Raw genomic sequence first — 24019 nt, 5'->3', positions numbered from 1 at the left:
AGAGTCAAGGAGAGTGTTATGGCAACCACTTACGAGCAGAAAAGCGTTCCACACGACGAAGCTCCCCTGATGCTGGGGGCCTGTCAGTTTATAACTGAGTTGAAGCAGGTGAGTGATGCCGACACTACCGTCGGCACGATTTGCGGCCATCTCAGCCCGCACGCGGTGCGCATCTTTCACGATGGCGCCTGGGCGACGTTCTGTATGGATTGCTGGCGCAGGAATCGCCGTTCCTATCGCCGTCCGGACGGCCTATTGCCGCAGACCGAATCCCCCGCTGAACAAGTCTCACCAGCGACGATTCAGAAACCCTTCGGCAAGCCCTTTCTCAAATTTCTCCGCTCAGGAGGACGGTGATGAAACCCCTCATGCAGCGGGGAACAGGGCGATATCGGCGCCTGCCCGGTGCGCACACGGCGGGTTCGATGCCCGCCGGTCAGTGCTACGCGGACCGGGAAATCCGGCAGAACCTGTCGTTTGCTGGCGATTCCTCGTCCTCCTCCGGGACTTTCGTAGCAACGGGGCAGTCGATACCCACAGTTGCCTTGCACCAGTGGCCTGCCGCAAAGCATGGGCGAGCGGCGCGACGAGTGCTCCTTTATTCTCATGATACCTTCGGCCTTGGCCATTTACGGCGGAATCTGGCCATCGTCGAGCACCTTATGCAGCGTAAACCGCCTTTTTCAGGGATGCTGCTGACCGGTTCCCCCATGGCCGGTTCCTGGCCAATGCCGACTGGCCTGGAAGTACGGGCTCTCCCTCCCGTCATCAAGGTCGGTGCCGAGGAATATGCAGCCAGGGACCTTTCCTCCAGCTTCGAGGCGGTCAAGGCGCAGCGCGAGGCGGCGATCCTGGACGCCATTGCCTCCTACCGGCCGGATTTCTTCCTGATCGATCATGCCCCGGCGGGAATGAAAGGGGAGCTGTTGCCGGCGCTGCGGTTCATCCGGAAGGAGATGCCAGCGACCCGCACCGTATTGGGGTTGCGGGACGTCATCGACAGTCCCGAGACGGTGCGCCAGATTTGGCAGACACAGGGCATCTACGAGTTGCTGGAAACGGAGTATGACCAGATCCTGGTTTACGGCAGTCGCCACCTGTTCGACGTGGTGAGTGCCTACAAGCTTTCACCGAGGGTGGCGGCCAAGGTGCGCTACTGCGGTTATGTCGCCCGCACGGGCCTGCACGGCGTTGCGGACGTGCCAGTGGCGCCGTCGGGTTTGCCGGTGGTTCTCGTTACTGTCGGCGGCGGCGGCGATGGATATGCTCTGATTGATGCTTATCTTGAGGCCTTGCGCCGGATTCCGCAGAACACGGTGCACAGCATTGTCGTCCCCGGCCCGCTCATGCCGCCGGACCAGTATCAGTCGCTGGCCGGGATTGCCGCTCAGCGTCCGGACATCCGGATTATCCCCTATACCACCGAATTCGTGGGCTTGCTGCACATGGCTGATCTCGTGGTGGCCATGGGGGGGTATAACACCACGGCAGAGATTCTCGCCGCCAGGAAGCCGGCCATTCTGGTTCCGCGCTCGACACCGCGCATGGAACAGTGGCTGCGCGCAACGATGTTGAGCCAACTTGGACTCGTGTGGGTGATCCAGCCCGAGGAAGACCTCGTCGGTCGGCTGGTGGAGCTGGTGCCGACCGCTGTTGCCGGTGACCGTCCGTCGGGAAAGCAATGGGATACCATAGACTTGGGAGGCGTTCATCGTGTTGGTGAGGTGCTGGAAGAGATGCTCCATTCTGGAACAAGCACGGGGATATCCATATGACGGCGACAACCCCGACGGTAGGTTATGTACTGAAGCGCTATCCACGCCTTTCAGAGACGTTCATCCTCAACGAAATGCGCGCATTGGAGCGTTTGGATACTCCCCTGCATATTTTCTCGCTCCTGCGGCCCGAGGACGCCCCCCGGCATTCCACGGTTTCGGAGGTCCGGGCGACCGTGACTTATCTTCCCCTCACCTGGCCCCGGATCATTCTTGCCGTAGCCAAGGGGCATGCTGCTGTGGCGGTCCGGGCGCCGCTGCGCTATTTGCACGCCACCGGGCTCGCATTGTGGTGGTCCATCCGCACCCGCCGGCCACTGAGCGTCGGCAAACAGTTCCTGCGTTCCGGCTATGTGGCGCATGGTTGTCTGCAGAACAACATCCAACATCTCCACGCCCACTTCGCCAATGCGCCCGCGACCGTCGCCCGCCTGGCCGGGGTCATGTGCAATATTCCCTACAGCTTCACGACACACGCCAAGGATCTCTACCTGACTCCCAAGGAGGCCATGCGCCGACGGATCGAGTCGGCGCATTTCGTCCTCACCTGCACCCGCTACAATGTCGAATACCTGCGCGGTTTTCTGCCACGCCAGGACTGGGATAAAATCCATCTCGTCTACCACGGTATCGATCTCGCGGCCTTTCCTCAGGGCGATTCTTTTGCGGATGTTCCGCCGGGGGAAAATGCCGATCTGCCCCTGCTCCTTTCGGTAGGCCGCCTCGTCCCCAAAAAAGGGATGCGAGACCTGGTTACCGCCTGCCACCTGCTGCACAGCCGGGGGATCGCCTTTCGTTGCGTCATCATCGGTGAAGGCCCATTGCGCCAGGAACTGGAGACCCACATCGCCGAGCTGGGCCTGACGGCTATGGTAACCCTGCCGGGCGCCATGGCTCACGACCGCCTCTTGGCATTTTACGGACAGGCAACCGTCTTCGCTCTCGCCCCCCACGTAACGGAGGACGGGGACCGGGACGGCATCCCCAACGTCCTGGCGGAAGCCATGGCGGCCGGCACGCCCGTGGTCTCCACCGCGGTTTCGGGTATCCCCGAATTGATCGAGGACGGCCGTACCGGGCTGCTGGTACCGCCGCGGGACCCGGTAGTGTTGGCCGACACCCTGGAACGGGTGCTTGCCGACGCGCCGCTGCGGCGCCGCCTCGCAGCGGCGAGCCGGGGCAAGATAGAGGAGCGCTTCGAATGCTGGGAGACCGCCAAGGCCCTGCGCACCCTTTTCGTGCAGAGTGTGCAGCAATGAATATCGTATACCTGTGCGCGGATCGTGGTATCCCCGTCCTCGGAGACAAAGGGGCGTCGGTGCATGTGCGGGAATTTACCACTGCACTCGCCCGCGCCGGGCACGCGGTCACGCTACTCTGCGCCAGGCAGGGGAAGGGGAATCCTCACCCACCGGCGCGGCTGATCGAATTGCCACCCGACGCTGATCCCACAGAGATCCGCAGCGAGGGGGAACGGCTGGGAATCGGGCAGGAGGAATATGATCAGACTGTGCGCCGGGAGATCGACAAGCTGATCTGCGACCGCCGGCTCGCGGCGCGCGCCCTGGACGCCCTGAACACAGCAGGTGTGCGGCCGGACGCGCTCTATGAGCGTTATGCGCTTTTTCATCGCTCCGGGGGTGATCTCGCCAGCGCTTTGGGGGTGCCTTACGTGCTGGAAGTGAATGCGCCTCTGGTTTACGAACAGGAGCGTTTCCGTGGGTTACGGCTGAAGGCCATGGCGGAGGAGGCGGAAGTCGCGGTCTTCCAGCGGGCCGACCATATCGTGGCCGTGTCAGAGGCCGTACGTGAGCATGTACTCTCCCGGCAGGTGCCGGCGAAGCGCGTGACCGTGCTACCCAACGGGGTGGATATCAGCCGTTTCCACCCGCAAGTGGATGGACAGGGGATTCGCACCCGCCATGGGCTCGATGGACGCCCGGTCATCGGCTTTGTTGGCAGCTTGAAGCCTTGGCATGGCCTGGATTTTCTGCTCGACGCTTTTGTGCTGGTCAGCCGGCAGTTGCCGGAGGCAGTGCTGTTGGTGGTGGGCGAAGGTCCCGGCAGTGCCGCCCTCCAGTCCCGTGCGACGGAAAATGGTCTCGCTGGCAAGGTCATCATGACCGGGCGCGTAGCCCACGAAGATATCCCCGGCTACCTCGCCGCCATGGACCTTACGGTAGCGCCCTACCTCCCCCAGGACGGGTTCTATTTCTCGCCCCTCAAAGTGGTGGAATCGCTGGCGGTCGGACGGCCCGTGGTGGCGCCCCGAATAGGCCAGCTACCCAGCCTGATTGACGATGGCGTTACCGGTCTGCTCTTCCCGCCGGGGGACCTTGTGGCCTGTGTCGGCTGTATCCTTACCATGCTGAACGGGCCGTCGCAGCGGCAAGCCATGGGGCAGCGCGCCGGCGCGGCGGCGGGAGGGATCTTCGGTTGGGACAGAACCGCCCGGCAGGTGACGGATATCATCGCCGCCCTGCGCTCCGGGCCGATGTGATGGCTGCGGCGATGGACCAGCGGCAACGCCCCTTCTCCCTTTGGGAACTGCGCCGGTTTCTGCGCCCGCACCGGGCGGCGCTGTCCGGCGCTGCTCTGGCGATGACGGCGCGGGCCATGGTGTTGCTGGTTATTCCCTGGCCCTTGAAGTTCGTCATCGACAGTGTGATTTCCCAGAAACCTCTGCCTGTCTGGCTTGCCGGGTTCCTGCCGGATCCCCTCGGCCATCGCGTGGCGCTGCTGGATGTCCTGGGGATTGTCATGCTCCTGTTCGCCGTGGCCGACTCTGCGCTGGCCTACGCCGGGGGCCGCCTGTTGTTGCGGGTGGGGCAACGCGCCGTGTTCGACATCCGGCGCACCCTCTTCGCCCATCTGCAACGGCTTTCGCTGGCTTTTCACCGCCGTCAGAAGAGCGGGGATCTTATGGCCCGGCTCGGTGGCGATATTCAGACCCTGCAGGATTTCGTCGTGTCGGTGGGAACGGGGCTTTTTGCCCACCTGCTCACCATCGTCGGCATGGCCGGAATCATGCTCGTCATTGACTGGCGCTACGCCCTGGTGGTGATAGCATCCGTCCCCTTACTGCTGGTGATCACCCAGCGTCACACCCGGCGCCTCAAGCAGGCGTTCCGTCTGGCGCGGCGGAAAGAAGGCGAATTGTGGAGCATGGCACAGGAAAGCATCGCCGGCATCCCCGTCGTCCAGGCGTATGGCCGGGAATCCTTTGAGGAAAATCGCTTTCGCGAACGCGCCGAACAGAGTCTGGATGCGGCACTGGAAGCCAACGAACTGCAAATGCGTTTTACCCCCCTGGTGGGCGGGCTGGTGGCCGTAGCCGTGGGGGTAGCGGTCTGGTACGGCGCCTCCCAGGTGCTGGCCGGACGCATCACGACGGGCGAATTGCTGGTTTTTCTCGCCTACCTGCGCGGCATGGCAGCGCCCCTGCGCCAGTTCGCCAAGATGGCCGGGACCGTCAGCAAGGCGACAGTGGCGGCCGAACGCCTCGGGGATGTATTTGCCGAAGAACCCGATATCCGGGACGCCGCAAATGCCATCCGCCTCCCATCTTGCACCGGTGCGCTGGAGTTTCGCTCCGTTTCCTTTGCTTACCATCCCGACGAAATGGTGCTGAAGGATATTTCCTTTCGCGTGGATTCCGGCCGGACAGTTGCTCTGGTAGGTACTACGGGCGCTGGCAAAAGCACGCTGGTGAGCCTCATTCCCCGCTTTCACGATCCCATAGAGGGGCGGATCCTGCTGGACGGACACGATCTGCGCGATCTGCAACTCGCCTCTGTCCGCGATCAGATAGCCCTGGTCCTGCAGGAACCGCTCCTCTTCCACGGCAGCATCTGGGAGAACATTGCCTACGGTCGCGCCGGTGCGGGGCGCGAAGAGGCTATTGACGCAGCGCAGGCGGTTGGTCTCCATGACCTCATCGGAGGCTTGCGCGATGGTTACGACACTCTGGTCGGAGAGCGGGGGGCGTCGCTGTCCGGCGGGCAGCGGCAATGTGTCTCCATTGCCCGGGCCATGCTCCGGGATGCACCTATCGTCATCCTCGACGAGCCCACCAGCGGGCTGGATACCTTCTCTGAGCGTCGTGTGCTGGAGGCCTTGCATCGCCTCACCACCGGCCGCACCACCCTGGTCATCGCCCACCGTTTGGCGACGATCGCCGCGGCCGACCGGATACTGGTTCTCGAGCACGGCTGCATCATTCAGGACGGCACCCATGAGCAGCTTCTCGCGCAAGGGGGCCAATATGCCCGACTCTGGCAGCAGGGCTACTACAAATCATCCATGAACCTCACGCAGGAGGCAGTATGAAGCACATCGCAGTCATCGGAGTCGGTTATGTAGGGTTGACGACCGCGGCCTGCCTGGCCGAGTTAGGACACCACGTCACAGGAGTGGACATGGACGAAGGGAAGATCGTCCTGCTGCGTCGGGGTGATATCCCCTTCAGTGAACCAGAGCTTCCCGAACTGGTGGAACAGAACGTCCGGGCCGGTCGCCTGAACTTCACCACCTCTTATCAGGAAGCCATGCAGCGTGCAGATATGGCCTTCATCTGCGTCGGCACGCCGCCGACTCCCAGCGGACATGCCGATATGAGCCAGGTTGAAGAGGCCGCCCGGCAGGTCGCCCTGTCGGCGACGCGCTCCCTCATCGTCGTCCTCAAGAGCACCACCCCTCCTGGCGGGAATGCGGAACGCGTGGCCGACATCCTGGCCCGCCACCTGTCACCGGGCATCAATGCCCCGCTGGTCGTCAACCCCGAATTCCTCCGGGAAGGGTCGGCAGTGTATGACACCTTCCACCCGGATCGCGCCGTGATCGGTGCCTGGGACAGCGCCGCTGCGGAAGCAGTGGCGGCGTTATATGCCCCCTTGCGCTGTCCGGTCCTGTTGACGGACCCGGCCAGCGCCCAGCTCACCAAATATGCCTCCAACGCCTTTCTGGCCACCAAGATCTCTTTCATCAACGAGATATCCCGTATTGCCGAGCGGGTAGGGGCCAATATTCATGCCATTGCCCAGGGCATGGGCTTCGACGAGCGCATTGGCGCTGAATTCCTGGAGTCCGGCCTTGGCTACGGAGGCTCCTGTTTCCCCAAGGATGTCCTGGCCCTTTCCGCCATTGCGGAACAGCAGGGATACTATTCGCAATTCCTGCATGCGGTCACGGACATCAACGCCGGACAGCGCGGCCTTGCTGTCGCGAAGCTCGGCGAGGTCCTGGGCGACCTCCATGGCAAGGCGATAGGTGTTCTCGGTCTGGCCTTCAAGTCTCATACCGACGATGTGCGCGAATCACCTGCCTTGTCCGTGATTTCCATGCTCTGCCAGCAGGGTGCTGTTGTTCGGGCCTATGACCCGGTCGCCACCTCTACCGCGCAAAAAGTGCTGCCGCCCCATGCTGCGCTGGAATATTGCGCTGATGCCTATGCGGCGGTCCGGGGTTGCCATGCCGTTCTGATCGCCACCAACTGGCCGGAATTTCGCAGCCTCGACTGGTCGCGCGTCCACTCTTCGATGGCGGGTAATGCCGTCATGGACGGTCGTGGGCTGCTTTCACCGGACGCGATGCGCGGCATGGGGTTCGAATATCTGGCCTTCGCTAACTAAGCACATACCAATGTTATCACTCATAGGAGAGAGCTAGCCATGCATATCCGCCGCAGGAAGCTCCCGGCCCTGGTCATGTTGGTCGTCTGTTACGCGGGATGGGGCCAGTACGCGTATGCCCAGCCGTGGATTCCCCCCGTGGGGTCCGGGAAAATCAAGGCCACGGTGCGGTTTTATCACTCCGACCGCCTCTTCCCGCAGACTTCATTCAGCACCACCACCACCCCGACCCATTCAAAGCTTTCCGAGACGCAATTCCGGATTGATGGCGAGCAAGGGATCGGGCAGGGCTGGGCGCTGGTTTACCAACTGCGCGCCGCCATGCTCACCAAATCCAAACCGAAGGCGTCCTATTCCGCAAGTGGGTTGCAGGATCAACAGATCGGCCTCTCCTACGGATTGCGACAGCGTGCGCACTTCGCCGACGCCATTACCGTCAACGCGATCATTCCCACCGGGCGGACATCGACCACCCCTCAACTCGGGACCGGCGCCCTGGCCGTCGAACCGGATTACGAAGTGGGGGTAGAGCATAATTTCGGGTCCCGGCTGGCGTACGCCGGCCTTTCCGTCGGCCCGCGCATCTATGTCAGGGATGGTGTGACGCAGGTGCGGGCCTCGGCGGTGGCGGGCGTCGGTCTCATCCGCCGCCTTACCCTTACCGGCACCCTGTTTTTTTCCAAAACGCTGGCCAGTAACGCGCTCGCCGTCAGTACAACCCCCAACGCCTCAGAATTCTACAATATATTGCGCGGCGGTATCGGACTCGAATACGCCGTTACCAAAAACGTGCGGCCGGTCATCGCCTACCAGATGGATCTGGCGGGTCAGAGCATCCATGCCGGCAGCAGGCTGGTGGCCGGTGTTTCCTGGCGTTATTAAAAGCCCAGGCCATGGAAAACACCCTGTTTTTGCTGCGGCACGGTGAGACCGAATGGAATCGCAGCGGACGTTATCAGGGCCGCTGCGACCCGGAAGTCACGCCCAACGGCGAGGCGCAGGCGCGAAGGGTTGCGGAACACCTCGCGCGCCTGAACCTCGCCGCCATTGTGGCTAGCCCGCTGCGGCGGGCCTATGCCACCGCCGGTATCGTCGCAGAACGCCTGGGCCTGCCCATTACCACGGATGAGCGGCTGGTGGAGATGAGTTACGGCGATTGGGAAGGCTTGCAGCAAGCGGAGATCAAGACGCGGTGGCCCGAATTATTGCGGCGCTGGAAAAGGGCCCCCGACGAGGTAACGCCTCCGGGTGGGGAGTCCCTTTCCGATCTTCAGCGCCGCGTACGCTCTTTCCTCCAGGACACCGCTGCAGGACCTGGAGCGATCCTGGCCGTTACCCATGCAGGGGTGATCAGGACCGCCGTCCTTGAAATCCGGGGCGAGCCGCTTGCCAGATTCCGCCAAGTGCAAATCGCGAACGGCTCCCTCACGACTATCCATTGGCAGGACGGCCGCCTCAGCCTCGCCGACGCTCCGTGGAACGGCGAAGATGTTCTTTATTCAGGGAGTTGTATAGATCCAGGAAGCAGTTAAAAGACGACCTGAGCGCCTAGGCCAACACCGTAATTCGCGCTGCCATTGGACAATCCTTTGTCTGCATAGAGCTGAATACCGCTGCCAGCACGCGTGACATTGTAGTTCCAGGCAAAAATGATGTCTGCCGGACCCGCATAACCCGGCTGCTCGGATTCGGAACCAGAAAACATCGCTGTAAGGATGTTGTGTGGCGTGGCAACAAAGCTGGTACCCATGTCATAGGTCCAGATATTGTGCAGATAGCCGCCAGCGGGATTGCCCACGAAACGGTAGCCTAGATGGGCGAATGGAAAGATGCGGGTGCCAATGGTCTCGTCCAGACCCACGCCGATCTCGTAATCGTTGCGCCCGGTGCCCAGTCCATTGGCGACAGAAGCCGTACCGAACTTGATCTTGGCATAGGGCACCACGGCGGGCAAAAGGCCGGTTCCCTGGTAAACCGTGTAGTGTGCGGATAGCCAAATGTCACCCAGGCCGCTCGCGTTATTCCGGCTTTGTGTTGTGCCGGAGCGGTGGACAATACCCCCGCCCGTCAGCCGCGCCCCCTGGGGCAATCCGGAAACGGAGATGTAGGGAACCATCAATTTGAGACGCAGGTCCCTATTTCTAAACTGTAAATAAGTAGCGTCGTAAAAAATGTTGACATGGCTGCCCGTTCCGAAATTCCCCTGGTAGTACGATGGCACATTGCCTACAGTGAAACGGGGAGCCGCATGCGCAACTGCCGCTGCTGCCCACAAGGACAGAATGCCCACTCCTACCAATGATCGAAACCGCATGCAATCCTCCTATTCCTCTGTAATCGGGTGCGGGTAAATCATTTGGAAATCATTTTTGAATATGCGGGAATTATGCCCACAAGTTTGGCAAGGAACAAGATATTGACATTGTGGGGCGCTGCGGGCGCGTCGCGACAAAACCAGCGCGCCAGAAATTGTTGGTTCCTATTCAGGCAGCAGGATTACCAGTTTGAGATCGGTGCTGGTCGCTGGCAACAACGTGCTCTGCTCATAGACCACCTGCCCGTGCTGTGGATGCTGAAAAACCCGCCTGCCACCCTCCCGTTCGACGACATCCTGTGCGGCCCAGAGCTGAGCAAAAATCGGGCTTTTTTGCTGAAGATGCTCGATTTGGCGGGCCATTTGCGGATCGTCCAGGTGCTTGCCCACATCCGCACGAAATTCCGCAATGATTCGCCGGGTGCGGCCTTCCCAGTCGGCGACAAAAGCGCGCGCTGTGGGATTTAGCAGGAGGAATTCCAGCAGATTAGGGGGAGGGTTGCCCGGTGTCGGAGGCTGGTCCATCCAGCCGACAAAATGTGCCGCCGCCGCCGTGTTCCAGGCGATCGCATTCCAATAGCGATCCAGCACATAGGCGGGTGTGTCCAGGGCTTGCACAATGCGCAGTACGGCACGCGGCGGCTGAGCATGGGTTTTGTCGGCAACAGGATCAGCACGGCCGGCCAGATCGAATAGGTAGGCGCGTTCAGCTACGGAGAGCTGCAGAGTTTGGCTCAGGCGGTCCAGTACGGCAGTGGAGGGTTGTACGGGGCGACCTTGCTCTATCCAGGTAACCCAAGTGTTGCTGATTCCACAGAGGAGGGCCAGTTCCTCACGGCGCAGACCCTGGGTGCGCCGTCGTCCCTGTATGCTGAGGCCCGCTTGCTGCGGGGTGACTTTTTCGCGGTGACGGCGGATGAAGTCGCCGAGGAGAGGCACTCTGGTTTCCATACGTTTCTCCTGGATGCAATACCAGTTCTTATGGTAGAAAATATACCAGTATAAATTGTCATATTGTACCAGTTTAACAAGAATCGTAGGATGCGTTCACGCCGTTAAAAACGACAGCGTAAGGATGGATCATGGACCAGCAAAAATTGGTGGATGCACAGTTTGGTGTTGCCGCAATGGATTACCTGCAGAGCCCTACCCATGCGCAGGGGGCTGATCTGCAGCGGTTACGTGCGTTGGCTGATGGTCAGCGCGATTGGCGGGTACTGGACCTCGGCTGCGGTGCGGGACACGCGGGTTTTGCACTGGCGGATGAGGTTAGGGAGGTAACGGCATATGATCTTTCGGCAGAGATGCTGGTGGTGGTGGCGGCCGAGGTGCAGCGGCGCCAGCTGGCGAATCTGCGGACCCAGCAAGGCGTGGCAGAAACTTTGCCTTTCGCTGATGCAAGCTTCGATCTGGTGGTGACCCGCTTCTCGGCGCACCACTGGGCGGATGTGCCGCGTGCCCTGAGGGAAGTGCGGCGGATACTCCAACCGGAGGGCAGGCTGGTGGTGATTGATGTTATCGCACCGGAAACACCACTGCTGGATACCCTGCTGCAAAGCATCGAAGTCTTGCGGGATGCCTCCCATGTGCGCGATTATCGGTACTCGGAGTGGGAAGCCATGCTGATCCTGGCGGGTTTCATTATCAGCGACCAGCAGGCCTGGAAATTGCCTTTGTGCTTTGAGAGCTGGATAGGGCGTATGCGGACTCCGGAGTTGCGGGTTGCCGCGATCCGCAGTCTTTGCGCGGCTGCCGCCACCGAGGTGCGGGACTATTTTGCCATTCAGCCGAACAACGATTGTGCCATAGATGCGGCCTGGATAGAGGCCGTACCCGCCTGCCTGACGCGCTCCGTCGGCGGACCGGAAACGACAATTTTCTGAGGAGATAAGAGGTGTCTGCAAAAACACTCTACGATAAATTATGGGAAAGCCACGTGGTTCATACGGAGCAGGACGGCGGGGTATTGCTCTATATCGACCGTCAGTTATTGCACGAAGTGACCAGCCCGCAGGCCTTTTCCGGGCTGCGGGCTGCGGGGCGCAAGGCGTGGCGCATGGATGCCAATATCGCGACGGTCGATCATAACGTGCCGACCACTGATCGCGCCGCAGGGATTGCCGATGCCACCTCGCGCTTGCAGGTGGACACCCTCGACCAAAACTGTGCGGAGTTTGGCATCCAAGAATTTGGTATGCACGATAAGCGTCAGGGCATTGTGCACGTCATTGCACCGGAACAGGGTCTGACCCTGCCGGGCATGACGGTGGTCTGTGGGGACTCCCATACGGCGACTCATGGGGCGTTGGGAACGCTGGCCTTCGGGATCGGCACCACCGAAGTGGAGCATGTGCTGGCGACCCAGTGCCTGTGGGCGCGCAAAGCCAAATCCATGCGCATCTGGGTGGAGGGTGAGCTGGGCAATGGGGTGACCGCGAAAGATCTGGTGTTGGCCATTATCGGACGAATCGGTACGGCGGGTGGCACCGGCTACGCCATCGAGTTTGCCGGACCTGCGGTGCAGGCACTGTCGGTTGAAGGCCGCATGACCCTGTGCAATATGGCCATTGAGGCGGGTGCGCGCTCGGGCATGGTAGGCGTAGATGCCGTCACCATCGATTATCTGCGCGGCCGCCCCTATGCCCCGGTCGGCAAGGTCTGGGATCAGGCGGTTGCGGTCTGGGGCGAGCTCCGCAGCGACCCTGATGCGCAGTTCGACGCGGAGATTCGTCTGGAGGCAACGGATGTGGCACCCCAGGTCACCTGGGGCACCAGCCCGGAGATGGTGGTGGATATTTCCGCGCAGGTCCCCGACCCGGCACTGGAACAAGACCCGGTGCGGCGCAAGGGCTGGAGTGATGCGCTGGTTTACATGGACCTGAATGCCGCCACGCCCATCTCTTCCATACCCCTGGATAAGGTATTTATCGGCTCCTGCACCAATGCCCGCATTGAAGACTTGCGTGCGGCGGCGGCGGTTGCTAAGGGACACCACAAGGCCGATTCGGTGAAGGCGGTGCTGGTGGTGCCAGGCTCTGGTCTGGTGAAAGCACAGGCAGAAGCCGAGGGTCTGGACCGCATCTTTAAGGCGGCGGGTTTTGAATGGCGGGAGCCAGGCTGTTCCATGTGTCTGGCTATGAATGCCGACCGCTTGGAGCCGGGGGAGCGTTGCGCGAGCACCAGTAATCGCAATTTTGAAGGGCGTCAGGGTGCCGGAGGACGGACCCATCTGGTGAGTCCTGCCATGGCCGCAGCGGCTGCCATTGCCGGTCATTTTGTGGATGTGCGTGACTGGGCCGTGCACTAAAAAGCGCGCGCGGTCCTGGTTGCTGCGCCTCGCCTTGGGCCTGTGCAGCCTGGGCATGGTGGAAATCGGTATTTTTGTGGCACTCCGCGGCTGGTCAGCAGAATGCGCAGCCATGGAGTATGTCGTACAGCGTCGGATGGAGAAATAATGGAAGCCTTTACCGTAGTAGAAGCGGTGGTTGCGCCGCTGGATCGTCCCAACGTGGACACCGATGCAATTATCCCCAAGCAATTCCTCAAGACCATTGAGCGCAAGGGGCTGGGTAAGCACCTCTTTGACGCCTGGCGTTATCTGGAGCGGGATGGAAAGCAGGTAAATAACCCGGATTTCGTGCTCAATCAATCCGCCTATGCGGGTGCACAGATCCTGTTGGCGCGGGAAAACTTCGGCTGTGGTTCCAGCCGTGAACATGCACCCTGGGCCTTGGCGGATTATGGCTTTCGGGCAGTGATTGCCCCGAGTTTCGCCGATATTTTCGCCAATAATTGTGTGCAGAATGGCATTCTGCTGGTACGCCTGCCCATGGATGTGGTGGATCATCTCTTCCATGAAGTGGCGGCGAACCCCGGCTACCGTCTGCGCATCGACCTGCCCGCGCAGGAGGTACAGACCATGGGCGATAGCCGCTATGCCTTTCCCATGGATACGGGTCACAAGCATAAACTGATGCATGGTCTGGATGACATCCAACTGACCTTGCAGCAGGAGGGTGCCATCCGTGCTTACGAAACACAGCGGCGGCAAAATGCCCCGTGGCTGTTTCGCGATGAAATTTCCAGGAGTGGGCAGATATGATTCAGGAACAGCAGGAAGAGGAGAGCGGACTGCCGCCCCTGCGTTCAGATGCGGTCATCCTTGAGGGCAAAACTAAACGCGGCAAACCCTGCAGGGTGATCGACAACACTGTCTCGATACCCCGCGAGGATTTGGCGGACCTGCTCAACGATCTTATTGAGCAGGAGCATTTTGGACCTTCGGGATTGAGTATGGCGGGGAGTAACACGATCAGTATCGGGGCCCCGCAGTCTGCCCATGTGCAACTGGGGGAAAATATCTACCGGATGATCGTGGTGGCTTACGAGGCGCGACTAGAGGAGTTTTAGCGCGGCCTCTCAGGGCATCAGCCGCTGAATCACCCAGTCTTCACCGGTATCTTCCGAGCGGCGGTAAAGAAAGCGATCATGCAGCCGGCTGCGTCGACCCTGCCAGAACTCAAAGCGTTCTGGTAACAGGCGATAGCCGCCCCAGGCGGGATTGCGAGGGACATCGCCAGTCGGGTGACGGGCCTGTAAATCGGTTACCCGCTGTTCCAGTGCTGCGCGATTGGCGATGGGTTGACTCTGCTCGGAGGCGGCAGCGGCAAAACGGCTGCCGCTGGGACGTTGCTGAAAATAGGCGTCTGCCTCGGTAGCGCTGAGGCTCTCGACCGGCCCGTTTACGCGTACCTGTCGATCGTTCTCCGGCCAGTAAAATACTGCGGCTGCCTGCGGGTTCACCGCCAGTTGCTGCCCCTTCTGACTGCGCTGATCGGTGTACCAGCACAGACCATGCTCGTCAAAATGCTTGAGTAGGACGATGCGTACGTCAGGGTGCCCCTCGGCGTCCGCTGTCGCTAGCGCCATCGCCGTTGCATCAAAACTGCCCGCGGCTGCCGCCGCCGCCAGCCAGTCAGCGAACTGGCGGAAGGGATCGGGATTCAGATCCCGGCGGTGCAACGCGCTGTGAATGAAGTCACGGCGGGTACTGCGGTGATCTATTTCGCCTTCCATATTGACCCCCCTGGTCTCTGCTTACCACTTACGCCTTGCGTTCGATGACTCCGTCTGCACTGCCAAACAGCATCACATCCGCCCGCCGATGGGCAAATATGCCGTTGTCCAGCACGCCCGGAATCGCATTGATGCTTTCTTCCATCCGCAACGGATCAGAGAGATCGAGTCCGGTGACGTCGAGGATGACATTACCATTATCCGTCGTGACGCCATTGCGCAGGGTGGGGCTGCCACCGAGCTTCACCAGTTGCCGGGCGACAAAGCTGCGGGCAAACGGAATTACTTCTACGGGCAGGGGAAATTTGCCGAGCATGGGCTTGTCCTTGCTGACGTCTGCGATGCAGATGAAGAGGCGGGCAGCACTGGCGACAATCTTTTCACGGGTAAGGGCACCGCCACCGCCCTTGATGAGGCGAAAGTGCGGGTCGGCCTCATCAGCGCCATCGACGTAGACCGGGATATCGCCAGTAGCATTGAGATCGAGCACGTTGAGGCCTTGCGCCTTAAGGCGATTTTCGGTGGCGATGCTGGAAGCCACATAGCCGTCCACATGGATCTTGGCAGCGCCCAGCGCCGCGATGAAGAAGTTGGTGGTGGAGCCGGTACCTACCCCAACGACCATGCCGGGCTGGATGTAGCGCAGGGCCGCCTCGGCAGCCATTTTTTTGAGTGCATCAGCATTCATATTGTTCCCCTTTATATGTTGGTGTGGAGGTAAGGCGTTCTATAAAAACGTGGGTGAGTGTCGCCGCAGAGGCCGGGTTCTGACCGCTAAGGATAAAGTTGTCAGTGGCGATATGACTCTGCCAAGGAGCGCCGGTGCCCACCCGAAAGCCCTCCTGCCGCAGGCGGTTTTCGAGCGTATAAGGCCAGCGCCCGGCCAGCGGTGTTGCCGATTCCTCCGCTGCACTGAAGCAGGTCACCCGTTGCCCGCAGAACGGCGAACGGTCTGCTCCGCCACAGGTGGCCAGGAGTGCCGCCGTGCCGTGGCAGAGGGTGGCGATGGGCTTTGCTGCCGCCACGCAATGGCGCAGTAATCGGTCCACGCCGGGTGCCTGACAGAGATCCATGAGTGGCCCGTTGCCGCCGGGAATGAAAACACCGATTAAGGTGTCCAGATCTTTGCCCGTCAGCGCATCTAAATCAAGGGGTGTGCGTAAGCCCGTTATTTGCCTGACGGCATCGCATAAGTAGGCGGCTCTGCTGTGGTCTCCACCGAGTGTGGACGGGTCAAGACTCTCGGGATCGATCAGCGGCGGTACACCGCCGGGTGTGACTACCTGGAGTCGCCATCCTGCTTTGCGCAGTATCTGCCAGGGTACTACCAACTCTTCCGCCCAGAAGCCGGTAGTTACTTCTGTGCCATCGTTGAGGCGAAGACGCTGCGCTGCGCTGAGCAGAATCAGGACGAAAGGCTGAGTATTCATGCTGCAAGTCTAGCATGGCCAGCAGGCAAGGAAAGGGCGGTTTCGGTATGGGCAGTTTCATCTATGCGCTACTCCGTAATGACTTTGCGCGGCGGAATTGGGTGACAGACCAGTAGTGGATCGGTGCTTGTGTGTCTGTGTATTGTGATCCCTTCGGTGGAGTGTATTACCGGCTTTTGACAAAAAAATATTAAAAGGTATTTTTATAAATATTATAATCAGCCGTAAATAATATCTTTATATTCGATAATATTATGTATAGTGCTTGCGTTATGTTAATCATAGTTTTATATGCAACTGTTTTTATTGGTATTTAGTTTAATTAGTTAATTATAATATAATAATATTAACATAAATAATATTTCCTGTGTGCATTGATAATTAGCACTTGCTTAACCCCAAAAATATTTGTGGCAAATTTCTATTGCTTTGCGCTTCCTGCTGGAATAGCTTTACAACCAAGCAGTCAATAATAATAACAAAGTATAAGTTTATATTATTTAAACTGGTGTAGTACTTTGTGCGCAACGCAAGGAATGTGATTATGAAACAGCAAGCATCAGTGTCAGTATCTGCTGATAATCCGTTATTCTGGTTATTTTGGCCGCAGCTTACTGTGCGGGGCATCGCGACTCTGCCGTTTCTTCTCGCTGCGCTGATCGCCTTTGCCAAGGTAATGATTTTTCTTGTCTGGTTTTTCACCATCTATGTGTTCTTCGACGGCGCCTGTTCGTTTAGTGGATTGGTTTCTACGCATGTCGGTAACTCGTTGAATCATCTGCTGATCGGTATCGGGAAAAGTAATCGGATAGTGACCGCTATCCTGTCATATCGCGGATGGTCTGGAGTCCGCCAGGGAGAAATGTAAATGCAAGTGAAGTGGAGGAATAGCCTGAAAAACGGGTGGCGCTATGCTGCCCTCGCGCCGATTCTGCTGCTCGACGGCTGCGCTGGTAACCCCTATTGGATATTCGATCCAAAAGGGGTGATGGCCGATACTAATCTGTTTTATCTGCTGGTGGATGTCGGGATCATGGGCACTATCGTTGGGCTGACTGCCCTGTTGGTGGTCTGGTTCATGTGGCGCTATCAGAAGGGTAAAAACCGGGGAAAATATGATCCTGCCTGGTCCCATTCCAATACTATTGAAGTGGTTGTCTGGGGTATTCCCATCATTGCCGTCGGCGTTTTGTCATATTTTGCCGTAGTCGGTACGTTCGAAATAAACCCGTATAATCCGACGGTTATTACCAATCATCTGAAGCCCACAAGCGATCCGGTCGAGGTGGATGTCATCGCTACCGACTGGCAGTGGCTCTTTGTCTATCCGCAGTATCATATGGCCGTAGCCAATGAACTGGTGCTGCCTGCGCATACCCCGGTATTTTTCCGTTTGACTTCGACCGCCGTGACCACAACGTTCTTTATCCCGCAACTGGTGGGCATGATTGACGTGATGCCCGGCATGCGTACGAAAAATGCCATGGAAAGCAACCATATCGGGGAATATCAGGGGATCGCTTCGGATTATGCCGGTGCGGGTACCTCGTGGATGACTTTCAAAACCAAAATGTTGAGTTCAGCCGACTTTGGTCAATGGGTGCAAAGGGTGCAGCAGTCCCCGACATCCATGACCTACACCAGCTTCAATAATTACGCTGGCCCATATATCAATGTGCATCACAAGGTGGCGTATTTTTCGTCGGTGCAGGGTGGTTTATTTGACCATGTCATCGACGAGGTCATGAATGGAAAAACCTGGCCTATCCCGCCGATGATGACGGAAAACATGGTGGCGTATATGCAGAAGCAAAACGCCCAACATCGCGACTAGCAACAGGAGGATTGAGTGATGCTCGTAGATTTAGCCGGAGGCTGGAACCCCATGCTGGGGCGCCTTGCCTGGTCTCAGATTCCTTATGACAACCCCATCCTGGCACCACTGTTTGTCGCGGTGGTCATCGGGACCATTCTGGTGCTGGGCCTGATCACTTACTACGGGAAATGGACTTACCTGTGGAAGGAATGGCTGACCACTGTGGACCATAAAAAGCTGGGTGTGATGTACATCCTCATCGGTTTAGTGATGCTGTTCCGTGGTTTCATCGATGGCCTGATGATCCGGACGCAGCAGGCCTGGGCCGTAGGCGCGCATTCCTCGGGAGTGTTCGGCGCAACGCACGGTTACCTGACCCCGTTCCATTTCGGTCAGGTCTACAGTGCCCATGGGGTGATCATGATCCTGCTGGCGGCCACACCGTTGCTGGTCGGCTTCATGAACATCATTGTGCCGATTCAAATCGGTGCCCGCGATATGGCCTATCCCTACCTGAATGCATTGGGGCTGTGGCTTACTGCCGCGGCAGGCGCCCTGATTATGATTTCTCTGTTCGTGGGCGATTTCGCACACAACGGTTGGTTTGGATATGCACCGATTTTTGAATTGCAATATAGTCCGGGCGTGGGTGTAGATTATTGGATATGGACCATGGAGTTGGTGGCATTGGGTACCACGCTCGGCGGCATCAATATTCTGGCGACCATCATCAAGATGCGTGCACCGGGTATGACTTGGGGCCGGTTGCCAATCTTTGTCTGGGCCACACTCTCTGCGAACGTGATTGCGCTGACTTCTTTCCCAGCATTGCAGGTGGCACTTGCATTGGTTGCTGCAGATCGGTATTTGGGTGCCCATTTTTTCACTGCAGGTCTGGGCGGTAATCTGATGCTCTACACCAACCTGTTCTGGATCTGGGGCCATCCGGAAGTCTATTTCGTGATTCTTCCGGCTTTTGGCATGATGTCGGAAATCTTCCCGACCTTCTCGGAGAAGCCACTGTTTGGTTACATCACCATGGTGCTGGCCAGTATGGCTATTGCCGGCGTTTCCTGGCTGGTCTGGTTGCACCACTTCTTTACCATGGGCGCGGGTCCTTACGTCAACAGCGCTTTCAGTGTGGCCACCATGCTGGTCGGCATCCCTACCGGTGTGAAGGTGTTTAACTGGGCATTTACCATGTATCGCGGTCGCCTGACCTTTAACGCCGCCATGCTGTGGGCTATCGGCGCACTATTCCTGCTGTTGATAGGCGGGCTGACCGGCATGATGCTGGCTATTCCGGCCATCAATTACATGGTCCACAACAGCGTTTTCGTGGTCGCGCACTTCCACACCATGCTGCTGGTGATTGTGTATGCCATTTTTGCTTCGGTGATCTACTGGTTTCCGAAGGTCTTCGGCTTCAAGCTGGATGAATTCTGGGCAAAGACTATGTTCTGGCTCTTCGCCGCTGGTACGGCACTGGTGTTCGTGCCTATGTACATGCTCGGCTTTATGGGCATGACCCGGCGTTTGGATTACGTGTTCAACACCGTCTGGCACCCTTATCTTCTGGTGATGGAATTCGGTATTGCGGTTTATATGCTGTCCGTCCTCGCATTTGTTGCGCTGCTTTATGTCAGCATCCGCGATCACGCAAAAAACCAGGTTGGTGCTGATGCCTGGGGTACCTCCCGCTCGCTGGAATGGCTTGCCCATTCTCCTGTGCCATTTTATAACTTTGCCGTATTGCCGCATATCAGTGCGCGTGATGAAGTGGCTTGGCGTCGTGATAATGGCATCGATCATGTCCAGCCTGATCACTATGAGGATATCCATATGCCGAATAATACCGGTGTGGCCATTATCCTCGGTGGCCTGACTTTTGTACTGGGCTTCGCTCTGGTATGGCGTATCTGGTGGCTTTGTGCCCTCTCTTTGCTGGCAATTGTGGCGCTCGTGATCTATCGCTCCTTCAAGGGCGATCCGGGGTACATCATTACGGCGGCGGAACTGGAAAAGATGGAAAAAGAAGCCCTGCGCCGTGCAGCACAGATCAGCAAATAGCGTCATCAGGCAGAGTGCCGCGTATTGTGGGTAAGGCACTAGCCCAGAGCGTTCTGATGGCCGCCGCTACTGGCTTCGCAGCCTGGCTCATCAGTGGGGCCGGATTATCGCGGTGGATGCTTCTTCTGACAGGTGGTAGCCGAGGCATTGGCTACCGGTTAAAGAACAACAGATTGAGGAGGTTTTTATGAGTTCTCATGTCAGTAATGTGGATCCAAAAACGGCAGAGTTATGGGATAAAAGTCACTATCAGCATGACGTGATCTCCACCCGCACCTTTGGCTATTTCATGTATCTGCTGAGCGACGGCATGCTGTTTGCGACCCTTTTTGCCGCTTACGGCGTACTGAGTTACCAGCACAGTTATTTTGGTGGCCCCACCCCGGCCGACTTTGTAAAGCCATGGTATACCTTTGCCCAGACTATGGCGTTGTTTCTCAGTGTGTTGGCTTATGGCCTGGGCATGAATGCACTCAAGCACAAAAACAAAAGCGGGGTAATTAACGGGTTGCTCGCGGCTTTTGTGTTGGGTGTATTGTTTCTGGCACTGGATATCCATGACATGACGCATTTGGCATCATTGGGCATCACCGTAGCGACCAGTGGCGGGGTGTCTGCGTTTATTGTCCTGACCCAGGTGCATGCCACCCATATTTTCTTCGGGTTGATCTGGATTTTGGTCATGATGGCTCAGGTGTTGACCAAGGGCTTTACTACCGAGGTGGTGGGCCGGTTGTTGACACTGCGTATGTTTTGGCATTTGCAGGCTATTATTTGGGTATTTGTGTATGTATTCGTTTATTTGTGGGGGTATATGTCATGAGTCACGATCAGGATGATCCGACGCTGCATCCAGAAGTGCAGATGTCCACGTCCCAGGGATATTTCTCAGGATTTGCGATTTCCAGCATTCTGATGCTTGTCGCTACTTTTTTGGTGACATCGCATGCCGTGCCGCCATTTGGGTTGTTGATGGTCATCTCGGCCTGCGCGGGTATAGCGATTATCGCGCAGATTTACTTTCTGCTGCATATCGATGTTTCCGAACATAATATCTGGAATACTGTAGCTTTGGTGCTGTTCATACCGCTCTTTTTAATTACCATTGGTCTGACCTGGTGGATGTTCTCGCAACTATATCTGCACACGATGATCATGCCGGGCATGCCCAGCATGATGCATTGAGGGGTAGATAGCATGCCTACGGCTAGGGGACGGAAGACGTCAGAGGATTGCGGCAACTGAACTCCCCTACGCGATAGTGCCGCCCTGTTGCTGGTTGCCACTCTCGGCTGGATGGTGGTCCAGGTTGCAGTCGGGTTTTTGCTCTTCCATGCCGTCAATCTCAAGCCCAAGGACCCTGGCGTCATGGTGGCCTTTCACCAGTCCATGGTCCTGCTCATGTGTCTCGCCATTGTCCTGCAATGGCGCTAAATGAGGTCGTTAGCATCATGTTAAAAGAAGGATTAAACACCAACAGCCTCGACGATCTTTCCGGGCAGCGGTTGCGGCCGTCTCTCCTCAGCGATCTCTGGGTCCTGGCCAAAGCCCGGGTGGTTTCTCTCCTGGTCTTCACCGCCGCAGTGGGCGAGATTCTCGCCCCCAACGCCCTTATCCACTGGGAATCAGCGGTCGCTGGTCTGGTCGGCATCGCGCTGGCCGGCGGGGCAGGAGGCGTCCTCAACCAGATAGTCGAACCCGCCCTCGACCAGCACATGCGCCGCACCCTGCACCGGCCGCTGGCCGAAGGGCGCATCAGCCGCCCTGGCGCCATCCTGTATGCCGCCATCCTGATGGGTGCCGCCATCGCCATCCTCGCCTGGGGCACCAACCCGCTGACCCTGGTGCTGACGCTGGTGGGTACCGTCGGCTACGGCGTCGTCTATACCCTCTACCTCAAGCCCAGCACCCCCTGGAACATCGTCTGGGGCGGTCTCGCCGGTGCCTTGCCGCCGCTGATCGGCTGGAGCGCCATCACCGGCAGTCTCGCCGCACTGCCCCTGGTCCTCGTCCTGCTGGTCTTCGTCTGGACCCCCGCGCACTTCTGGCCACTGGCCATTTGCTGTCGGCAAGACTACGCCAAAGCCTGCATCCCCATGCTCCCGGTGACCCACGGCGTGGATCGCACCCGCAAGGAAATTCTGAACTACGCCATCCTCACCTGGATCGTCAGTCTGGTTCCCGCCTTTCTGACCGGTGACTGGGTGTATGGCGCTATCGCCGCGCTCTCCGGAGCCTGGTTTGTGTGGATGGCCCTGCACCTCAAAGCCCTGCCGGAAGGCCAAGAGATGGACCGCTACGCCCGGCGGATGTTCGCCTACTCCATCTCCTACCTCTTCCTGCTCTTTACGGCCCTGATTTTGGGTAAACTGGTGATGGGTTATGGCTTCTTCTGAGACCCCCCATCGCGGCAAATCCCGCGCCCCAAAAGGCCCGCCCATGAGCCCGCTCGAGAAGCGGGCCGTAAGCGGTCTGAGTTTCATCTATGTGGCGCGCATGCTCGGTCTTTACAGAGACTACCTACGCAGAGAACGCATAGGGGCGGGACAGCCAATAGAGCCATGCCGCCTATTTTTGGTCTAATATTTTTTAGCCGCCGACAATGAGTGCTAGCGCGCCAAAGGCGATGCAATAGATACCAAAGGGCCGCAGCGCTTTGACTTCATGCCGGTGGAAATAGTGCATCAGGAACCAGACTGAAGCCCAGGCGCAGATTCCTGACAACAGACCGGCAAGGAATATGGTGCCCATCAGTCCGGAAGGTAGCTGGGCGTGGAAGAGTTTGGGTACCTCCAGCAGTCCTGCTGCCGCAATAATGGGTGTGGCGAGCAGGAAGGAAAATTTTGCGGAATTTTCATAGTCCAACCCTACACCAATACCAGCCACCAGCGTCGCACCCGAACGCGAAAATCCGGGAATCAATGCGAGGGATTGGGCGAATCCTATGCCAATAGCGCGTATCCAACTCAAATTGTCCAGTGAATGGCTGGGTTGCCGCGCCCGCAAGCGATCTCCCCAGATGAGCATGATGCCGTTAATCATCAGTGCAACCGCAGCAAAGGTGAAGCCACCGAACAGATCTTTGATTTTATGGGCGAGGGCAAGGCCCAGTAAACCGGCAGGTATGGAGGCGATGAAGAGGACCCATAACAGCCGTGACTGGGGATTGCTGGGATGTCCCCGCGCGCGAATGAAACCACCCAACAGCGCCACCCAGTCGCGCCAGAAGAACAAGAGCAATGCCGCAGCTGTGGCGAGGTGGAGCACGACCACAAAGGGCAAAAACCACTCAGCATCCCGATTGATGGGCCAATGGAGAAGCGCCGGTACCAGGATGATGTGACCTAGGCTGGAGATGGGAAATAGTTCCGTAACGCCTTGCAGCATGGCCAGAAAAAGTAAGTAGATATGTTGTGTCAATCTTTTTCCTTCTATACGTAGCGTACGGCGAGAATGGTGTACTCCCGTGTTCCACCGGGAGCGCGCACTTCAACCGGGTCGCCTTGGTGCTTGCCGATAAGCGCACGCGCGATGGGGGAGCTAATGGATATCTTACTTTCCTTGAGGTCGGCTTCGGCATCACCCACGATCTGGTAGGTCACTTCGTTGCCTTCTGCATCCTCCAGCTCCACGGTGGCCGCAAAAACAATTTTTCCGCCGGTATTCAATGTCTTGGGATCAATGACCTGGGCGCGGGCCAGATGATCTTCCACCTCACGAATACGTCCCTCGATAAATGCTTGCTGTTCTTTGGCAGCGTCATATTCGGCATTTTCCGAGAGATCACCCTTGGCGCGCGCCTCGGCGATTGCTTCAATAACGGTGGGCCGCTCCACGGATTTGAGGCGATGTAACTCATCGCGCAGACGCTGGGCACCAATAACGGTCATAGGGATTTTGTCGCTCAT

General features: G+C 58.4%; 25 protein-coding genes and 1 pseudogene. 19 read left to right on the top strand and 7 right to left on the bottom strand.

The features are described 5' to 3' along the window. Window positions 1-18 precede the first annotated feature (18 nt). From H2515_RS11875 to cobC, 8 genes are read left to right on the top strand one after another with little or no spacing between them, the layout of a single operon-like run. Window positions 19-357 carry a hypothetical protein gene (locus H2515_RS11875; protein ID WP_065412593.1) on the top strand — a complete coding sequence of 113 codons (339 nt, stop codon included), beginning with the start codon at window positions 19-21 and terminating at the stop codon, window positions 355-357. Beyond that, complete coding sequence (locus H2515_RS11870) at window positions 357-1775, top strand: glycosyltransferase family protein (protein ID WP_198660230.1); 1419 nt, start codon at window positions 357-359, stop codon at window positions 1773-1775. The genes H2515_RS11875 and H2515_RS11870 overlap by 1 nt, the downstream gene beginning before the upstream one ends. Next, window positions 1772-3034 (top strand): glycosyltransferase, encoded by a 1263-nt coding sequence (locus H2515_RS11865; RefSeq protein ID WP_065412591.1) that lies wholly within the window; start codon window positions 1772-1774, stop codon window positions 3032-3034. Before H2515_RS11870 ends, H2515_RS11865 begins: the two co-directional genes overlap by 4 nt. Next, window positions 3031-4275 (top strand): glycosyltransferase family 4 protein, encoded by a 1245-nt coding sequence (locus H2515_RS11860; RefSeq protein ID WP_014028428.1) that lies wholly within the window; start codon window positions 3031-3033, stop codon window positions 4273-4275. The genes H2515_RS11865 and H2515_RS11860 overlap by 4 nt, the downstream gene beginning before the upstream one ends. After that, window positions 4212-6104, top strand: a complete 1893-nt coding sequence (locus H2515_RS11855; protein WP_223306920.1) for an ABC transporter ATP-binding protein — start codon at window positions 4212-4214, stop codon at window positions 6102-6104. Before H2515_RS11860 ends, H2515_RS11855 begins: the two co-directional genes overlap by 64 nt. Next, on the top strand, window positions 6101-7405 hold the full coding sequence (locus tag H2515_RS11850) for a UDP-glucose dehydrogenase family protein (protein WP_014028430.1): 1305 nt from the start codon (window positions 6101-6103) through the stop codon (window positions 7403-7405). Before H2515_RS11855 ends, H2515_RS11850 begins: the two co-directional genes overlap by 4 nt. Before the next feature lie 39 nt (window positions 7406-7444). After that, window positions 7445-8287 carry a hypothetical protein gene (locus tag H2515_RS11845; RefSeq protein WP_198660229.1) on the top strand — a complete coding sequence of 281 codons (843 nt, stop codon included), beginning with the start codon at window positions 7445-7447 and terminating at the stop codon, window positions 8285-8287. A gap of 11 nt (window positions 8288-8298) precedes the next feature. Next, the gene (gene cobC, locus H2515_RS11840) at window positions 8299-8937 is read left to right on the top strand and encodes an alpha-ribazole phosphatase (RefSeq protein ID WP_198660228.1); all 639 of its coding nucleotides are present in this window, start codon (window positions 8299-8301) and stop codon (window positions 8935-8937) included. Here the strand turns inward: cobC and H2515_RS11835 are convergent. Then, entirely contained in the window at window positions 8934-9719 is a 786-nt protein-coding gene (locus tag H2515_RS11835) for a hypothetical protein (RefSeq protein ID WP_198660227.1), read from the bottom strand. The genes cobC and H2515_RS11835 overlap by 4 nt on opposite strands. 165 nt (window positions 9720-9884) lie before the next feature. Beyond that, entirely contained in the window at window positions 9885-10670 is a 786-nt protein-coding gene (locus H2515_RS11830; protein WP_014028434.1) for a helix-turn-helix domain-containing protein, read from the bottom strand. A 131-nt stretch (window positions 10671-10801) separates the two neighbouring features. Here H2515_RS11830 and H2515_RS11825 point away from each other — a divergent pair, with 131 nt between their 5' ends. The 4 genes from H2515_RS11825 to H2515_RS11810 all read left to right on the top strand — a co-directional run bounded on the left by H2515_RS11825 (window position 10802) and on the right by H2515_RS11810 (window position 14129). Then, window positions 10802-11602, top strand: coding sequence for a class I SAM-dependent methyltransferase (locus H2515_RS11825; protein ID WP_198660226.1), 801 nt, complete (start codon window positions 10802-10804; stop codon window positions 11600-11602). 11 nt (window positions 11603-11613) lie between these two features. Next, window positions 11614-13026: a 3-isopropylmalate dehydratase large subunit gene (gene leuC / locus H2515_RS11820; RefSeq protein WP_198660225.1), complete on the top strand. Its 1413-nt coding sequence runs from the start codon at window positions 11614-11616 to the stop codon at window positions 13024-13026. 147 nt (window positions 13027-13173) lie between these two features. Further along, window positions 13174-13821, top strand: a complete 648-nt coding sequence (gene leuD, locus H2515_RS11815; protein ID WP_198660224.1) for a 3-isopropylmalate dehydratase small subunit — start codon at window positions 13174-13176, stop codon at window positions 13819-13821. Continuing rightward, window positions 13818-14129 carry a hypothetical protein gene (locus H2515_RS11810; protein ID WP_065412632.1) on the top strand — a complete coding sequence of 104 codons (312 nt, stop codon included), beginning with the start codon at window positions 13818-13820 and terminating at the stop codon, window positions 14127-14129. Before leuD ends, H2515_RS11810 begins: the two co-directional genes overlap by 4 nt. Before the next feature lie 9 nt (window positions 14130-14138). Here H2515_RS11810 and pdxH read toward each other — a convergent pair whose 3' ends face one another. The 3 genes from pdxH to H2515_RS11795 are packed head-to-tail and all read right to left on the bottom strand — an operon-like array spanning window position 14139 to window position 16225. Next, window positions 14139-14795: a pyridoxamine 5'-phosphate oxidase gene (gene pdxH / locus H2515_RS11805; RefSeq protein ID WP_035191567.1), complete on the bottom strand. Its 657-nt coding sequence runs from the start codon at window positions 14793-14795 to the stop codon at window positions 14139-14141. 28 nt (window positions 14796-14823) lie between these two features. After that, entirely contained in the window at window positions 14824-15483 is a 660-nt protein-coding gene (rpiA, locus tag H2515_RS11800) for a ribose-5-phosphate isomerase RpiA (protein ID WP_035191584.1), read from the bottom strand. Beyond that, complete coding sequence (locus H2515_RS11795; RefSeq protein WP_198660223.1) at window positions 15473-16225, bottom strand: type 1 glutamine amidotransferase domain-containing protein; 753 nt, start codon at window positions 16223-16225, stop codon at window positions 15473-15475. Before H2515_RS11795 ends, rpiA begins: the two co-directional genes overlap by 11 nt. A 544-nt stretch (window positions 16226-16769) precedes the next feature. Between H2515_RS11795 and H2515_RS11790 the strand changes: the two genes are divergently transcribed. The 7 genes and pseudogenes from H2515_RS11790 (at window position 16770) to H2515_RS11760 (ending at window position 22507) form a co-directional block, all read left to right on the top strand. Continuing rightward, the gene (locus tag H2515_RS11790) at window positions 16770-17093 is read left to right on the top strand and encodes a hypothetical protein (RefSeq protein ID WP_198660222.1); all 324 of its coding nucleotides are present in this window, start codon (window positions 16770-16772) and stop codon (window positions 17091-17093) included. Next, window positions 17094-18059 carry a COX aromatic rich motif-containing protein gene (locus H2515_RS11785; protein WP_065412629.1) on the top strand — a complete coding sequence of 322 codons (966 nt, stop codon included), beginning with the start codon at window positions 17094-17096 and terminating at the stop codon, window positions 18057-18059. It begins immediately after the preceding gene. A gap of 18 nt (window positions 18060-18077) precedes the next feature. Next, window positions 18078-20111 (top strand): cbb3-type cytochrome c oxidase subunit I, encoded by a 2034-nt coding sequence (locus tag H2515_RS11780; RefSeq protein WP_035191563.1) that lies wholly within the window; start codon window positions 18078-18080, stop codon window positions 20109-20111. Window positions 20112-20298: 187 nt separating this feature from the next. Then, complete coding sequence (locus tag H2515_RS11775; protein WP_198660221.1) at window positions 20299-20934, top strand: cytochrome c oxidase subunit 3; 636 nt, start codon at window positions 20299-20301, stop codon at window positions 20932-20934. Beyond that, the gene (locus tag H2515_RS11770) at window positions 20931-21296 is read left to right on the top strand and encodes a cytochrome o ubiquinol oxidase subunit IV (protein WP_014028445.1); all 366 of its coding nucleotides are present in this window, start codon (window positions 20931-20933) and stop codon (window positions 21294-21296) included. The genes H2515_RS11775 and H2515_RS11770 overlap by 4 nt, the downstream gene beginning before the upstream one ends. Before the next feature lie 75 nt (window positions 21297-21371). Further along, window positions 21372-21545: pseudogene (locus H2515_RS11765) on the top strand (cytochrome C oxidase assembly protein); the annotation flags it as partial. 17 nt (window positions 21546-21562) lie between these two features. After that, the gene (locus H2515_RS11760; protein WP_035190483.1) at window positions 21563-22507 is read left to right on the top strand and encodes a heme o synthase; all 945 of its coding nucleotides are present in this window, start codon (window positions 21563-21565) and stop codon (window positions 22505-22507) included. Window positions 22508-22700: 193 nt separating this feature from the next. Here the strand turns inward: H2515_RS11760 and H2515_RS11755 are convergent, their stop codons facing one another. Together H2515_RS11755 and greA are read right to left on the bottom strand one after the other, a co-directional pair. Further along, complete coding sequence (locus H2515_RS11755; protein ID WP_198660220.1) at window positions 22701-23531, bottom strand: undecaprenyl-diphosphate phosphatase; 831 nt, start codon at window positions 23529-23531, stop codon at window positions 22701-22703. Window positions 23532-23542: 11 nt separating this feature from the next. Continuing rightward, the gene (gene greA, locus H2515_RS11750) at window positions 23543-24019 is read right to left on the bottom strand and encodes a transcription elongation factor GreA (RefSeq protein WP_035191281.1); all 477 of its coding nucleotides are present in this window, start codon (window positions 24017-24019) and stop codon (window positions 23543-23545) included.

The sequence above is a fragment of the Acidithiobacillus ferrivorans genome (assembly GCF_016250455.1).
GTDB lineage: Bacteria > Pseudomonadota > Gammaproteobacteria > Acidithiobacillales > Acidithiobacillaceae > Acidithiobacillus > Acidithiobacillus ferrivorans.
Note: the sequence above shows the minus strand (reverse complement) of the source record. Positions and strands in the feature narration are given on the sequence as shown.